Source organism: Pantoea sp. B65 (assembly GCF_047308185.1).
Lineage (GTDB): Bacteria > Pseudomonadota > Gammaproteobacteria > Enterobacterales > Enterobacteriaceae > Erwinia.
The window spans coordinates 104,574-118,113 of sequence record NZ_JAHXPU010000042.1 but is presented as its reverse complement, the minus strand read 5'-3'; the positions used below and the strand labels follow the sequence as shown (position 1 = coordinate 118,113).

Here is a 13,540-nt window from a genome sequence, read left to right as displayed (position 1 = left end):
CTGTCCCGCGACCAGCGACATCCAGCTATCAACTGTGAACATGTGCTGTTTTGATACCGTGCGCCATCCCCTGCCCCTGCGCGCGAAAAAGACGGGCGCCAGGACACGGCGCTCAGGGCAGCAAAAAGTGCCATGTGCTGGCAGACAAATCCATTTTTAACGCCGCTTTTTGTTGATCCAGATCACACTTTATTCAGCCTTCAGGGGGATACTCCCATTAGGAAAAAACGGCTGTAATAACCAGAGGTCATACAAATGTCATTCCAATCAACCACTACCAAAGAAAAAATCCTTTTAGCCATTTTGCTTGGTATCTTAGCTGGCATCGTTTGCGCCATTACAAAATTTGGCTGGGAAATCCCTTTCCCGCCCAGAACACCTTTGCGCGATCTGACCAATCCACCTCAGCAAATCCTCCAGCAGTTAGGTTTTTCTTTTGACTTTACCCATTCAACCTACCGTTACAATGACAACCCGCGCCCCACTTATAGCCTGATCATGCATTTTGGCTTTTCCATTACCTTCACCATGCTCTACTGCATTATTGCCGAGTTCAAAAAAGGCATTACTCTCTGGCAGGGCAGCTTATACGGACTGTTTATCTGGTTTATTTTTCATGTGGTTATTCTGCCGCTTTTCGGCACCGTTCCTGCGCCCTGGAACCAGCCACTGGCCGAACACTTTTCCGAAATTACCGGACATATGTTTTGTTTCTGGGTTGCCGAACTGGCAAGAAGAGATTTGCGTAATCGCATGACTCATAAGGTTGAAGCATAACGTTGCGGCCAGGCACGAACAGCGGGACGATCAGGAGATTAATCGTCCCGTTAGTCGGTTTAATATCGGTCAGGAAGAGTGGTGAGTCGGAGTGATTATTTACTGCAGAGACCAGAATAATAAATAACAAGTAATCCAGCGCTATAGAAGAAATATAAATTACAGTACCTGTTACAATATTTTCTTCGGTAATATCACTGCGTTCTCCCGTTAGCCTTTTTCCTATGCAAAAATCAGCCATCGATTAATGATAATGATAATTATTTGATTAAATTCAGCGGTAAAAACCAGATAATAGCGTTTTCAATATGTTTCCTCTATTGGCGGAGAAAGCCAGGAAATTGCGGCCTCTTTTATATTAAATAAACATTGTTCTACGTCAACTTTCCGCAGCAAAAAGCGAAGGCAAAATGAAATTCATTGGACTAGTATTCTATTGGTCAATAATTGCCTTATGTTTCCAAATTGGTAAGGATTACTAATGAAAGAATTGCCAACAGTACCTAAGGTCTCGTTAGACGAAGTTGAAAACAGTAAAAAAATCAAACCGATTATCGCTGGGATTGTTGTTGGGATTTTAGCGGGGAGCGGTATGGATGCCATGGCGTCAACGGACACCATGCCGGTGAATAATGGCATTCAGGAAAGCATCCTTACCCGAGCCACCCCGCAGACCGGCGTAGCCGTGATCTTAGAACGGCCGGCGCTGGACGGGCAAGCGTTTGCCGCCCACTACAGCCATTCCAGCCACGCCAGCCATGCAAGCCATTACTCTTGCACGCCGGGTAAGACCTGTTAATGGGTCATAGCCAGCAGCAATGCTGGCTATTTATAGGAGTAAGTGAACCATGCCGCCCATTGGTAAAGGCGTGAATGCGCTCGGCGATTATTTTTTCGTCCTCGCAGATAAAGAAATCTATGCGATCAAGGCGATAATGAAAACATGTTATACATTGACAGATCGTTTTTATATGCATGTTACTAAAGCAACAGATAATCAATTGTCGATTTATTTTTATAATAAAAATACCGGCGCACCCGCCAGCGATATCGATCGGGCAGCCTATGAATTTTTGGATCTACTGCATGAAAACCAAATGCGTCAGATGGTGCTTGACGAAACGAAAGAAATTCATGCTGAGATTGTTAGAAAGGCATTTTCTCCGACGACAATGCTGGTGAACAATGTGGCTTCTGACGACAGCCTTCATATACTTACTTCCTCGGTATAAACCTATGCAGATTATGCTGGATTCTGATTTTTATACACAGCATGCCGTTGAAGAAATGGCATCTTTGTTTGCGGATTATTTGTCAGTAACGGCCCAAACCGGAGATGCCATGCTGCTGAATGTGACCGTCACAGAGGAGCATCATCATGACAGTACAGAAATAATCAATACGTTTCTCAATAATGTGCTGATGCTCAGCATACAAGAACAATTTAATCATGAGCATTAAATTCGCCTGCATTGAGGATTTTTACCAGCCCCATTATCGGCTGTTGCCTTTCAGGTTCAGCAAATTGGATGCTAAACGATATTTTATTTCGACTGATTATGGTGAATGGGTTTGTTTAACCAGCGAACAGTTGAGCGTATTGGTCAATAAAAAAGAAATAACCGATAAAAAACTCTACTATGAATTGCGTTCAAAGCACATCATCATCAATGACGAAGCCTTAGATCCGATCCCCCTATTGGCGTCCAAATATAAAACCAAAAAAGCTTTTCTCGAAAACTTTGCGCAATTGCATATTTTCGTGCTGACCGTACGCTGCAATAATTCCTGTATCTACTGCCAGGCATCGAGAAAATCCTGTCAGTCAGACTCCTCTTGCTTTGATATGAGCGAAGCCGTGCTCGACAGCAGTATCGATATGGCATTGTCCATGCCCTCTTCTACGCTCACGCTGGAGTTTCAGGGCGGAGAATCAACGTTGACAATGCCGTTGGTCCGGCGGGCTGTGGAGCGTGTGCAACAAAAAAATACGGCTAAAGAGATCCAATTTGTATTGTGCACCAACCTATGCGATGTAAATGACGACGATATTAACTTTTTGATCGAGCATAATTTTTCCATTAGCACCTCATTAGATGGCCCGCAGTCTTTGCACAATGCCAACCGGAAATTCAGCAAAGCCGGCGCCTGGGAAGCGCTTACCGCAACCTTGCGCCACATCAAACAAAAAAATGCTTTCGATAAGGTCAGCGCGTTGATGACAACCACACGCGAAAGTCTCGGTCTGCATGAAGAAATTATCGATGAATATATCCGGCATGGGTTTAGCAGTATCTTTATTCGCGAGTTGAACCCTTACGGCTTTGCGCAAAAATACTTCAATAAAATTGGCTATCCGACCGACGCTTTTTTGGCATTCTATGAAAAATGCCTGGACTATATCATCCAGTTAAACAAAGACGGACAGCCGTTTCGCGAATCCTATGCCAGCCTGATCGTGAAAAAGCTGGTCACGCCTTGGGCGACAGGCTTTGTCGATTTACAATCACCTTGTGGCGCCGGTTTTGGCGTTATTCTATATAACTACGATGGCAATATTTATCCCAGCGATGAAAGCCGCATGATGGCTGAGACCGGAGATCAGCATTTTAATATGGGGAATGTGCTGACGAGTACTCGGGCTGAATTATTTTTGGGACCGGTAATGCAAGAATTGGCGTTGGCGGGAGTTAACGAAAGCTTACCCGTTTGTTCGGACTGTGCGTATGCGCCCTATTGCGGCGCCGATCCGGTACGGCGCTATCAAGTCACGGGTACCCCTTATGGGCGACCGGGTAAAGACGATTTTTGTTATAAAAACCAAAACATCATCAAAATGATTATTAAAAAATTGACCTCGGGTGACAGTCAAACCCGGCATATATTGCTGCAGTGGGGGTTGCAATGAAGCCAGTTATCCCTCAGGACACCTGCTTTCTGTTTACCCAGGCAGAATCGACCTGCGGCCTGGATAAAGAAATATTCGGTAAAGTGGTCACGGAGCCAGGCCAAATAACCAATCGCGATATCGTCTATTTAGCCGCCGATACTGTCCTCCCTTCGTTCCAGGGCGCGTGCCCGGCAGCCCTGATTTACTCGGCCGAGGATTGCCGGGCACCTGCGCTATGGGAAAATGGCCGGTTTCCCGTGCTTCTGGTGAAACCGAATATTGTCTTCTCGTGTGGAGACATTATCAGCATTAGTATGAAAGGCAGAATTCACCGCCATTATCGTACCGCGTCCCACAATAACGCGTTTCTGGTTACTGAAGCCTGCAATAATTTATGCGTAATGTGCCCACAGCCACCCAAACCGGCACGAATTGTGGATCCCTTACAATTGGAAGCCAGCGTTGCAGCCACAATCGACCTGCTGGATGACGAGCATTTGCCCGAGACATTATGTATTACCGGCGGTGAACCAACGATGTTAAGCGAAGGCTTAATCCGCATCATTGATAAGATTGCAAAGCGCTCCCCACTGACCTTAATTCATCTTCTGACTAACGGGCGCTATTTTTATTACGAGAGCTATGTTGCCCATCTTGCAGCCGCAGCCCGCGGCAATCTACTGGTCGGCATCCCGCTTTTTGCCCATGTTTCAGATATCCATGATTATATTGTGCAAAGCCGGGGCGCATTCGATCAAACTCTGGTGGGATTGCTTAACTGTTATAAGCAGGGTATTTCCATCGAACTGCGTATCGTGCTGCATCAAACGACGATTGAATCTCTCCTTGATTTGGCAGAATTTATTGCAAAGAATTTTTTCTTTGTCAAACACGTGGCGCTGATGGGTATGGAAAATATGGGCTATGCCAAACTTAATTGGTCCACCCTTTCTATCGATCCGTGGGATTACAAGGATACGCTATCGGCAGCGGTCGAGATTCTCCAGCGCTATGGCATAGAGACCCGCATTTTCAATTTGCCACTCTGTGTGGTTAATAGCGATGTCCATGCCAACTGCGCCAAAAGCATCAGCGATTTTAAAAATACCTATCCGCTGATATGTGCACAATGTGTTAAACGCGAAGATTGTGGCGGCTTTTTTGCTTCCTCTACCGACAAGTTCTTTCTCACGCAACATATCACGCCATTCCTGGTTTAATCGCCTTATTTATCTGCGGCACAGCACTATCGCCTCTGATTTATAAACAGCGTAATGGGTGGGTGGGTCTCTCGGCAGTATCCTCTTTCCCCTCGCCTGAGCATGATGGAGGATCTGGTGATTCCAGCATCAACTCCTTCATTGCTTCCGCAAACACTGCCGCAGGCTGGGATAACGCGCTGCGCCCATCGCTGACCGCCACCACCGAGACGGGTAACGCAGGGCGGAACGGCCGCACCGCCAGCCCGGCAGTATCGATCCCCAGCAGGGAAAAATGGTCGACGATAGTCACGCCGTTACCGTGCCGGACCAGATTGATCGCCATGCTATAGCGGTTGGTTTCTACCGCCGCCACCTGCCGCTGGCGGAATTCCGGCGCCACCTCGGCGATCATCGCCACCAGCCGCACGTCAGTGGTGATAAACACCAGCTCGCGCGGCGCAATATCCTGCCAGCGCACCTCAGCCTGCTGCGCCAGCGGATGTTGCTGCGACAGCACGCAGACCATTTCGCCCTGACTGACCACCAGCCGGCTGTCACCCGCCTCATGACCGGGCTTCACCATAAAACCGAGATCGTAGCGCCCCCCCTCCACCGCCTCTTCAATCTCATTATTCAGGCACATATCCGCCACCACACCATAGTCCGGGAAGGCGTGGCGGAAGCGCGCCACCGCCTGCGGCAACATATTCAGCGCCAGCGCCGGGGTGGCGCACACCCGCAACTGCCCGACGCGGTATTGCCGAAGATGATCGACAAAGCGATCGAAACGCAGCCGATCCTGATGTACGCGCAACGCCTCTTTATACAGTTCGCTGGCTTCCGGGGTCGGCTGCATCTTGCCTTTATAGCGTTCAAACAGGTTAAAACCCATCTGCTGTTCAATCAGCGCCAGGCTTTTACTCACTGAGGGCTGCGACATCGCTAACTTCTGCGCAGCAGCAGTCACCGAACCGAGCTGAACGACGCTGATAAAAACTTCAAGTTGTTTCGGTGTCATTGCGATTTCCAGATAACAATATGCGGATTATGCATTTTGATTACATATACCCAGAGCTATAGAATCTTTAATTATATTCACTCAGGGGCATAAAATGAAATTTTTCACCACACATTTATTGTCGGCGTTAGTGCTGATACCAGGGATTTTCTTCACTCAGGCAGCGGCGAATGCCGCAGATGAGATTAATACTATTCTGCCGGACCATATTATCCGCGTCGGCGCGGTGAACGCGCCACCGTGGTATCAAAAAGATCTGTTGACCAATCAGTGGACCGGACTGGTGCCAGATGTGGTGCAGGCCATCTTCAAAAATAGCGATATAACAATTGAATACGTCGATACCCAGTGGGGCACCGCCGTTGCCGGTTTGCAGTCTAATCGTTTCGATATTCTTGGTGGCTTTAATAAAACGCCGGAAAGAGCCAAAGCCGCCGACTTTACCCGTCCGATGGGGTCGCATCAGATGGGCGTGCTGACGCTGGCGAAAGAGGCGCAAAAATTTGCCAGCTGGGACACGATAAATAATCAGCAGACGAAACTGGCCGCTATTGACGGTTCAGCAGCGGTTACCCTGCTGCAGCCGCAGCTGGATAAAGCACAGTGGATAATCGTACCAGACAGCGACAATATGCAATTGCAGATGGAAAGCGGCCGTGCCGATGCCATCGTTACCAACGATATCCAGATGTCGCAATATATTCAGAAACGCCATCAGGGCACCATGGTGATCCCGCAGCCGGTTAAAGAGCAGCCGACTAATATTGGCCTGCGTAAAGATCGCCCGCAGCTGCAGGCGTGGCTCGACGGCCGGCTGGAGCAGCTGGATAAAGACGGCACGCTGAAAAGCATCTGGAAAAAATATACTCATCCGGCGAATCCATCATCATGAGTACCCAGGCTTCTCTACCGTTACTGAAAATAGATGCCCTCAGCAAATCGTTCTCAGGCAATAAAATCATTGATGATGTCTCCTTTGAGGTTCGCCCGGCGGAAGTAATCGGCATTATTGGCCGCAGCGGCGCCGGTAAGTCCACCCTGCTGCGCTGTCTGAATATGCTGGACTCGCCGGATAGCGGGCATATCTGGCTTAACAATGAAGAGATCGGCTTTTACGGCGCGCAGAGGAAGCCGGTAAAACGCCGCACGCTGGCCCGGCAGCGGGCGGCGATCGCGATGGTGTTCCAGCACTTTAATCTGTGGCCACACCGCAGCGTACTGCAGAATATTATTGAAGGGCCGGTGCAGGTGCTCGGTATTTCACGTCGCGACGCGACGCAGAAGGCGATGGCGTTACTGACGCGCATGGGGCTGGCGGCAAAAGCCGATGATTTTCCGGTGCGCCTTTCCGGTGGCCAGCAGCAACGCGTGTCAATTGCCCGCGCGCTGGCGATGGAGCCACGGGTGATCCTGTTTGATGAACCCACCTCGGCGCTGGATCCGGAATCAGTAGGCGAAGTACTGGCGGTTATCTCTGAGCTGGCGGGCAGTGGCACCACCATGATGGTGGTAACCCATGAAATGCGTTTCGCACTGCAGGTCTGCAGCCGCCTGCTGCTGATGGATCACGGCAAACTGGTGGCGGAAGCCACGCCGCAGGAAATCTGGTCACAACCTGAAAATACAGCCATACGTCACTTTATGGCGCTGTCCGGCGTAACGGCGGAGGATCTGGTCTGATGCCGGTTTATCACTGGGATTTTTCAATACCTTGGCAGTATCACGCCATTCTGCTGGATGGCATATTTACCACCTTTAAAATCGTTCTGGCCTCGGTGACATTAAGCATCCTCGGCGGCGCCCTGCTGGCGCCATTACGCGGCTCGGCCAGGGCCGTAGTACGCCTGCCCACTCAGGGGTTAATCGAGGTAGTGCGGTCGATTCCGCCGCTGGTGTTGATCGTCTGGGCCTATTACTGCGTGCCGATTCTGTTCGGGCTGACCTTATCCTCTTACCTGACCTGCGTCCTGGCGATCGCGTTATACGGCAGTGTATTTTTCGCCGAAATATTCCGTTCCGGCCTCCAGTCCGTCGATCACGGTCTGGTGGAAGCCGGGTTGTCGGTGGGGATGTCGCCGCTAAAAGTGCTGGTGCGCATTACCGGACCGGTAGCCTTTCTGCGCATTCTGCCGGCATTTGTCAGCCAGTGCGTCATGTCGATAAAAAATTCGGTGCTGGCCAGCTATATCGCTACCGGCGAGATCCTCTATCAGGGACAGCGCCTGAGTAGCGCCACCTTTCGTCCACTGGAAACGCTGACGTTTGTCGCACTGTTTTTCGTCGTTACCATCCTGCCGTTGTCACTGCTGGCCAGCTATGCCGAGCGCCGGATCCGCAGCCGCTATTTTAAACGTTGAATAATCATGAATCTGACAGCCACACGCCAGCTGGTTAACTTTGCCAGCACCCTGAACGCACAGGATATTCCTGATGCCATCCGCCACAAAGTCAGACTGCATTTACTGGATGCCGTCGCCTGCGGCTGGGCGGCCAGCAATCACCGGGTCAGCGAGCCGGTGATTCGCTCCGCCCGGTTATTCGCCGGCAGCGGCGACTGCTATGTCTTCGGCCAGCCCGGTTTCAGCCCGCTCGGCGCCGCTTTCAGCAATGCGGCAATAATTAACGGCCTCGATCACGACGACGGGGTGGAGATTGACGGTAAAGGTCTCGGCCATCCCGGCGCCACGCTGGTCGCCGCAGCGATGGCCGCTCTCGATCTCAGCCCGCAGGCCGTGACGCAGCAGGCGCTGATCGCCGCGCTGACCGTCGGTTTTGAGGTGAATAATCGTCTGATCCACGCGATCCAGCCTTCGGCGCAGCGTTTCGATCAAGTGTATGGCGTTGCGCAGCATCAGGCGATCGGCGCGGCGCTGGTGGCCGGTCGGCTACTAAAACTCAGCCCGGAACGGCTGCACCATGCCGTCGGCCTCGCCGCGGCGCTCACCCCGCTGCCCAGCCTGCACCAGTACAACTGGCAGCAGCGCCCCTTGCTGGCGCTGAAAGATGCGGTGGCTCCGGCTGCCCAGGCAGGGGTTCAGGCGGTGATTATGGCGCAGCATGGCCTCAGCGGCAGCCTGGACGTGCTGGATGGCAACCAGGGTTACTGGCGGATGATCGGCTCCGACCGCTTTGCACCTGATATCCTGACAACAGATCTCGGTAGCCACTGGTACGCCAGCTACGGCAGCTTTAAGCGCTATCCCGCCTGTCGCTGGCTGGCCTGCGCACTGGAGAGTATCGAGGGGATTATGCAGCAGACCGGCTGGCGGGCGGCAGATCTGCAGGCGATCGAAGTGCATACTTTCCCGCGGCTGGTTAACGATATGATGGACTATCGCCCGCACACGGTGACCGATGCGCAATTCAGCCTGCCGTGGACGCTGGCGGCAGTCGCATCGGGCCTGGCGCCCGGCGCGGAATGGTATACGCAACAGAATATGTGCAGTGAGCAGATGCTGGCACTGGCGGCTAAAGTGACCGCCGTGGCCGATGCGGATTTTTCCGCGCGCATGTGCGGGCCAGCCCGCCAGCCCGGCGCACGGGTGGTGGTCCGGCATCGCAATGGCGACAGCGCGGCAGGCGAGCATTATAAGCCGCTGGGCAGCGCCGAACGGCCGATTACGCAGGCGGAAATTATTGCCAAGGCGCGGCGGAATTTAGCCGGACATATCGATCGGGTTGAACCGCTGATTAGCCGGCTGATGCAGGAGGATCGGGCCGATGGCGTGGCCTACTCTTCCGCCGCAGAGTTGGTGGAGTGATTACTTCAGCTGCGCCCGTGCATTATAAAAACGCCGGCAGGCCAGGTAACCCGCAATAATGGTCGACAGGCTGGCGGTTCCCAGCAGCATAAAGGTCACCATAATTTGATATTTAATCGCTTTTACCGGGTCGATACCGGCAAAAATCAGCCCGGACATCATCCCCGGCAGGCTCACCAGCCCGACGGTTTTTGCCGCATCGACCGTCGGGATTAACGCCGCACGAATACTGTCGCGCAGCAGCGTGCCGGAAGCCAGTTTTACCGACGCCCCCAGGCTGAGCATTTCGAGGATCTTCTGCCGGTTATCGGCAAAACGCTGATTCAGGTTGTTATAACACAGCCCGACGGCGACCATCGCATTGCCGGCAATCATGCCGGAAATTGGGATCACCTGCATCGGCATAAACTCAATCGAACCGCTAAACACCAGAATCGCCAGCGTCAGGGTGGTTCCGCCGCAGATGGCGACAAATGATATCACCAGCGCGTTATCTATATTACGGCTGCGCTTGCGCGCATTAAGCGCCGCATTAACACAGATAAACAGCACCATCAGTACCGTAAGCCAGCTATTGTTCAGATCGAAGATATACTTCAGCACATAGCCGACAATAATCAGCTGAAGAATGGCGCGCGACACGCTCCAGACAATATCCTTTTCCAGTCCCAGCTTCTCTTTTCTGCTGACCAGCAGCGCAATTAGCACCAGAATCAGCGCCAGACCAAGAGATTGATTAGTAATATTATGCTGGTTCATTACGGCTCCTTGCGGCTGGCGCTGCCAGCGTCAGTACCCGTTGCGCCTGGTTAATCTCGCTGCTGTCGTGGCTAATCCACATCACCGCCATGCCGCTCTCCCTGACCAGCCCGGCAATCAGCTGATTGATCAGTTGCTTGTTTTCATCGTCCAGCGCACTGGTGATCTCGTCCAGCAGCAGCACATCCGGCAAAAATTGCAGATTGCGTAACAGCGCCACCCGTTGCTTTTCGCCGCCGGATAGCCGATCGGCTTTTTTATCCAGCATCTCTGCCGGCAGGTTGACCTTTTCCAGCCAGCCTTGCAGTTGCGCCCGATCGGGCTTTTTATGGCGAATTTGCCATGGCAGCGCCAGATTGTCATACACCGTCTCGCCAAACAGCGCCGGGGTCTGGAAGCAATAAGAGACCTGCTGGCGATAGCGCTCTGGCTTTAGCTGCGCAATCGGCTGACCGCGAAAGCGGATGCTGCCCGCCGAGGGATCGATCAGCGAGGAGATAATCTTTAACAACGTACTTTTACCGCTGCCGGAAGGGCCCGTCAGCAGAACAAATTCACCGGTATTCAGCGTCAGCGATACGGGAGCCAGTAGCGGTTTAGCCTCCAGCACATAACTCACATCCTGCACGTCCAGCAGAGGAGGAATGGTCGACATAATGGGTCATCCTGAAATAATTTACCGCAGGATCATAACGCGAAAAGGCGACAAAATGTCGCCTTTTCAACAGGGAAAACCACATTACGCCGGCAGGTTATCGACCAGCCATAGCCCGTGATCAGCGCCTGCTGGCTGACCATCAATCAACAGCTGTCGCTGCTCACCCGCCGCCAGCGTGATCTTCAGCTGGCGCCATGCTGGCTGGTAGTTACCTTTGCGCGTAAAGTCCAGCCGGATAGTAGTCGCATCACAGTGCATTTCCCAGTTCAGCCACAGTGCATTACCCTGCTGATAACCCCATGACTCGCCGTCATCTTCAAATAGCATGCCGCGCGCGCTGCCGTTTCCTTTTAACGGGAATAGCAGTAGTTCACGCTGGTCGTCAGCACTGGCATCGACATGACGCAGACGCTGACTTAACGGCAACCCGGCACCGGCACGCACCAGCAGCGGCAGTGTCTCCAGCGCGGCAGCCAGCGTTACCCACTGCCCGCCGCTGTACCACTGGCCACTGTGGAAGTCGTACCAGCCGCTGTGATTATCCGGCAGCCACAGGCGCCGTTCGCGCTGTCCCGGCTCCACCACACTGGCGACCAGCAGGTCACGGCCCAGCATAAATTCATCGCATTCAGCGAAAGTTTGCACATCATGCTGATGGTCGAGAAAGGTCGGACGCAACATCGGCTCATCATCGGCATGGGCCTGCCACAGCAAAGTATAGAGATAAGGCAGCAGACGATAACGCAGTTCGATCGCCTGACGAATCGCCGGTAAAATCGACGGATACATCCAGGGCTCATTCACCGTATGGTCATCGTTCCAGGAATGAATGGTAAAGCGCGGGTGCATCACGCCATTTTGCACCCAGCGCACAAACAGCTCCGCATCCGGCTTATCACCGGAGAAGCCGCCGACATCGTGGCCTACGTTATACAGACCCGACAGGCTCATCCCCAGTCCCATACGGATGTTGTAGCGCAGCGACGTCCAGTTAGTGCGGTTATCGCCGCTCCAGGTCTGTACATAGCGTTGCATACCGGCACAGCCGGAACGCGAGATCAGAAACGGTCGTTTTTCCGGGGCGAAACGCTGCTGCGCCTCCATTGAAGCACGCATCATCAGCAATGGCATCACCGGGCGGATATGTTTAATCGCAATCGGCTTGCCAAAACCGTGACAACGGGCTTCGCCATCCCAGACTTCATATTCGTTGTTATCATTCCAGGTGGAATCAATGCCCTTCGCCAGTAACTGACTGGTGATATTCTCCTGCCACCAGGCCACCGCCTGCGGATGGGTAAAATCAAGGTGCGATCCTTCGTCATCCCAGAAAATGGAACGCTCCGGCGTGTCGCTCCCGGAGTCCTGAATAAACAGTCCTTGCGCCGCGACTTCTTCATAGCGCGGGTGATCCTGCAACAGACAGGGCTTAATATTGGCGGCCAGCCGCAATCCGGCATCGTGGAAGGCCTGGCTCATTACCTCGGGTTGCGGAACTTTGTCGTAGTTCCAGTTAAACACATAGCGTTTATTGTTAATTGAGGTATAGCCGGAAGAGAGCTGGAATGAATCACAGGGAATTTCGTGCTGCCGGCAAAGGCGAATAAAATTCATTAACTGATTCTGCGCATCCGGCGCGTCGGTGTAATGCATGGTAGAACCGCTGTAGCCGAGACTCCATTTTGGTCCAAACAGGGTTTTCCCGGTCAGGCGCACAAAGGCTTTGGTCACATCCAGCACCTGCGCGCCGACAAACAGGTAATAGTCGATATCGCCGCTCTCCGCCTGCCAGCGGCGGTAAGGCTGGTGGTAATTATCCAGCTCGTTGCCAAGATCCAGCCAGCTGCTGCTCAGGTTGTCATAATAGAGCCCGAAACTGACTTCACCACGGTGGGTAATGGTAAACGGCAGATGTTTATACAGCGGATCGGTCGCGGCGGCGTTATAGCCCATGGCATCAAGGTTACGCATTTCGTAGCGTTTCCCGTTGCGCTGCAGATCGCCGGCTTTCTCGCCGAGGCCATAGTAGCGATCGTCGTTCATCCGCCGCTGATAGTGGGCAACGCCATCGCCATGCGCATTCATCAGATAGGCGCTGGTCGGACGATCGCTGGTCAGCAGTTGCCACTCGCCGGCGCCAGTGCGGTATTGCCATTCCAGCCATAACGGCTGGTGGACAATCACCCGCAACTGCTCCGTGGCCACCATCAGTTCATCACCCTGCTGTGAAAGGGTAAAACCGGGCAAAGAGAAGCCGGAAAGACTGTCACGCTGACGACCTTCCCAGGGAACATCACTCTCCGGGGCAATACTCCAGGTCCGGTCCAGAGTAAATTGCCCCTGACGTTTGATGGCGACGCGAAACATGGTCTGCTCAAGCACATACAGGCATAGCACATGTTTACCATCAACCATCAATTCGACATGATTGTTATCTGAGCCCGCTAAGGACCAGTGTTTCAGGGTTTTCATCGT

The 13,540-nt window shown here is 52.7% G+C and carries 14 protein-coding genes; 10 read left to right on the top strand and 4 right to left on the bottom strand.

Annotation, left to right across the window (positions count from 1 at the left end):
- The first annotated feature begins 255 nt into the window (after positions 1 to 255).
- The 6 genes from JWF83_RS21905 (at position 256) to hxsC (ending at position 4,887) form a co-directional block, all read left to right on the top strand.
- Positions 256 to 777, top strand: a complete 522-nt coding sequence (locus tag JWF83_RS21905; RefSeq protein WP_413652631.1) for a YagU family protein — start codon at positions 256 to 258, stop codon at positions 775 to 777.
- Positions 778 to 1,258: 481 nt separating this feature from the next.
- Positions 1,259 to 1,576: a hypothetical protein gene (locus JWF83_RS21900; protein ID WP_413652630.1), complete on the top strand. Its 318-nt coding sequence runs from the start codon at positions 1,259 to 1,261 to the stop codon at positions 1,574 to 1,576.
- 49 nt (positions 1,577 to 1,625) lie between these two features.
- Positions 1,626 to 2,009, top strand: a complete 384-nt coding sequence (hxsD, locus tag JWF83_RS21895; RefSeq protein ID WP_413652629.1) for a His-Xaa-Ser system protein HxsD — start codon at positions 1,626 to 1,628, stop codon at positions 2,007 to 2,009.
- Between the two features lie 4 nt (positions 2,010 to 2,013).
- Positions 2,014 to 2,238 (top strand): hypothetical protein, encoded by a 225-nt coding sequence (locus JWF83_RS21890; protein ID WP_413652628.1) that lies wholly within the window; start codon positions 2,014 to 2,016, stop codon positions 2,236 to 2,238.
- On the top strand, positions 2,228 to 3,685 hold the full coding sequence (gene hxsB / locus JWF83_RS21885) for a His-Xaa-Ser system radical SAM maturase HxsB (protein WP_413652627.1): 1,458 nt from the start codon (positions 2,228 to 2,230) through the stop codon (positions 3,683 to 3,685). The genes JWF83_RS21890 and hxsB overlap by 11 nt, the downstream gene beginning before the upstream one ends.
- The gene (gene hxsC, locus JWF83_RS21880) at positions 3,682 to 4,887 is read left to right on the top strand and encodes a His-Xaa-Ser system radical SAM maturase HxsC (protein WP_413652626.1); all 1,206 of its coding nucleotides are present in this window, start codon (positions 3,682 to 3,684) and stop codon (positions 4,885 to 4,887) included. Before hxsB ends, hxsC begins: the two co-directional genes overlap by 4 nt.
- 40 nt (positions 4,888 to 4,927) lie before the next feature.
- Here the strand turns inward: hxsC and JWF83_RS21875 are convergent, their stop codons facing one another.
- Positions 4,928 to 5,887, bottom strand: a complete 960-nt coding sequence (locus JWF83_RS21875) for a LysR family transcriptional regulator (protein ID WP_413652625.1) — start codon at positions 5,885 to 5,887, stop codon at positions 4,928 to 4,930.
- A gap of 94 nt (positions 5,888 to 5,981) precedes the next feature.
- On the opposite strand from JWF83_RS21875, the gene JWF83_RS21870 reads away from it, so the two are divergent.
- From JWF83_RS21870 to JWF83_RS21855, 4 genes are read left to right on the top strand one after another with little or no spacing between them, the layout of a single operon-like run.
- Positions 5,982 to 6,779, top strand: coding sequence for a substrate-binding periplasmic protein (locus tag JWF83_RS21870; protein WP_413652624.1), 798 nt, complete (start codon positions 5,982 to 5,984; stop codon positions 6,777 to 6,779).
- The gene (locus tag JWF83_RS21865; RefSeq protein ID WP_413652623.1) at positions 6,776 to 7,567 is read left to right on the top strand and encodes an amino acid ABC transporter ATP-binding protein; all 792 of its coding nucleotides are present in this window, start codon (positions 6,776 to 6,778) and stop codon (positions 7,565 to 7,567) included. Before JWF83_RS21870 ends, JWF83_RS21865 begins: the two co-directional genes overlap by 4 nt.
- A complete protein-coding gene (locus tag JWF83_RS21860; protein WP_413652622.1) occupies positions 7,567 to 8,244 on the top strand; it encodes an amino acid ABC transporter permease in 678 nt (225 codons plus the stop codon). Before JWF83_RS21865 ends, JWF83_RS21860 begins: the two co-directional genes overlap by 1 nt.
- A gap of 6 nt (positions 8,245 to 8,250) precedes the next feature.
- On the top strand, positions 8,251 to 9,648 hold the full coding sequence (locus tag JWF83_RS21855; protein WP_413652621.1) for an MmgE/PrpD family protein: 1,398 nt from the start codon (positions 8,251 to 8,253) through the stop codon (positions 9,646 to 9,648).
- Here the strand turns inward: JWF83_RS21855 and fetB are convergent, their stop codons facing one another.
- The 3 genes from fetB to JWF83_RS21840 all read right to left on the bottom strand — a co-directional run bounded on the left by fetB (position 9,649) and on the right by JWF83_RS21840 (position 13,537).
- Complete coding sequence (gene fetB / locus JWF83_RS21850; RefSeq protein ID WP_413652620.1) at positions 9,649 to 10,407, bottom strand: iron efflux ABC transporter permease subunit FetB; 759 nt, start codon at positions 10,405 to 10,407, stop codon at positions 9,649 to 9,651.
- Positions 10,394 to 11,062 carry an iron efflux ABC transporter ATP-binding subunit FetA gene (fetA, locus tag JWF83_RS21845; protein WP_413652619.1) on the bottom strand — a complete coding sequence of 223 codons (669 nt, stop codon included), beginning with the start codon at positions 11,060 to 11,062 and terminating at the stop codon, positions 10,394 to 10,396. Before fetA ends, fetB begins: the two co-directional genes overlap by 14 nt.
- 84 nt (positions 11,063 to 11,146) lie before the next feature.
- Positions 11,147 to 13,537 (bottom strand): TIM-barrel domain-containing protein, encoded by a 2,391-nt coding sequence (locus tag JWF83_RS21840; RefSeq protein WP_413652618.1) that lies wholly within the window; start codon positions 13,535 to 13,537, stop codon positions 11,147 to 11,149.
- Between the last annotated feature and the right edge of the window lie 3 nt (positions 13,538 to 13,540).

What these genes read in the sequence shown, in the direction of transcription:
- JWF83_RS21905 (WP_413652631.1), top strand. Translation starts at nt 256, where the DNA reads ATGTCATTCCAATCAACCACTACCAAAGAAAAAATCCTTTTAGCCATT.
- JWF83_RS21900 (WP_413652630.1), top strand. Translation starts at nt 1,259, where the DNA reads ATGAAAGAATTGCCAACAGTACCTAAGGTCTCGTTAGACGAAGTTGAA.
- hxsD (WP_413652629.1), top strand. Translation starts at nt 1,626, where the DNA reads ATGCCGCCCATTGGTAAAGGCGTGAATGCGCTCGGCGATTATTTTTTC.
- JWF83_RS21890 (WP_413652628.1), top strand. Translation starts at nt 2,014, where the DNA reads ATGCAGATTATGCTGGATTCTGATTTTTATACACAGCATGCCGTTGAA.
- hxsB (WP_413652627.1), top strand. Translation starts at nt 2,228, where the DNA reads ATGAGCATTAAATTCGCCTGCATTGAGGATTTTTACCAGCCCCATTAT.
- hxsC (WP_413652626.1), top strand. Translation starts at nt 3,682, where the DNA reads ATGAAGCCAGTTATCCCTCAGGACACCTGCTTTCTGTTTACCCAGGCA.
- JWF83_RS21875 (WP_413652625.1), bottom strand. Translation starts at nt 5,887, where the DNA reads ATGACACCGAAACAACTTGAAGTTTTTATCAGCGTCGTTCAGCTCGGT.
- JWF83_RS21870 (WP_413652624.1), top strand. Translation starts at nt 5,982, where the DNA reads ATGAAATTTTTCACCACACATTTATTGTCGGCGTTAGTGCTGATACCA.
- JWF83_RS21865 (WP_413652623.1), top strand. Translation starts at nt 6,776, where the DNA reads ATGAGTACCCAGGCTTCTCTACCGTTACTGAAAATAGATGCCCTCAGC.
- JWF83_RS21860 (WP_413652622.1), top strand. Translation starts at nt 7,567, where the DNA reads ATGCCGGTTTATCACTGGGATTTTTCAATACCTTGGCAGTATCACGCC.
- JWF83_RS21855 (WP_413652621.1), top strand. Translation starts at nt 8,251, where the DNA reads ATGAATCTGACAGCCACACGCCAGCTGGTTAACTTTGCCAGCACCCTG.
- fetB (WP_413652620.1), bottom strand. Translation starts at nt 10,407, where the DNA reads ATGAACCAGCATAATATTACTAATCAATCTCTTGGTCTGGCGCTGATT.
- fetA (WP_413652619.1), bottom strand. Translation starts at nt 11,062, where the DNA reads ATGTCGACCATTCCTCCTCTGCTGGACGTGCAGGATGTGAGTTATGTG.
- JWF83_RS21840 (WP_413652618.1), bottom strand. Translation starts at nt 13,537, where the DNA reads ATGAAAACCCTGAAACACTGGTCCTTAGCGGGCTCAGATAACAATCAT.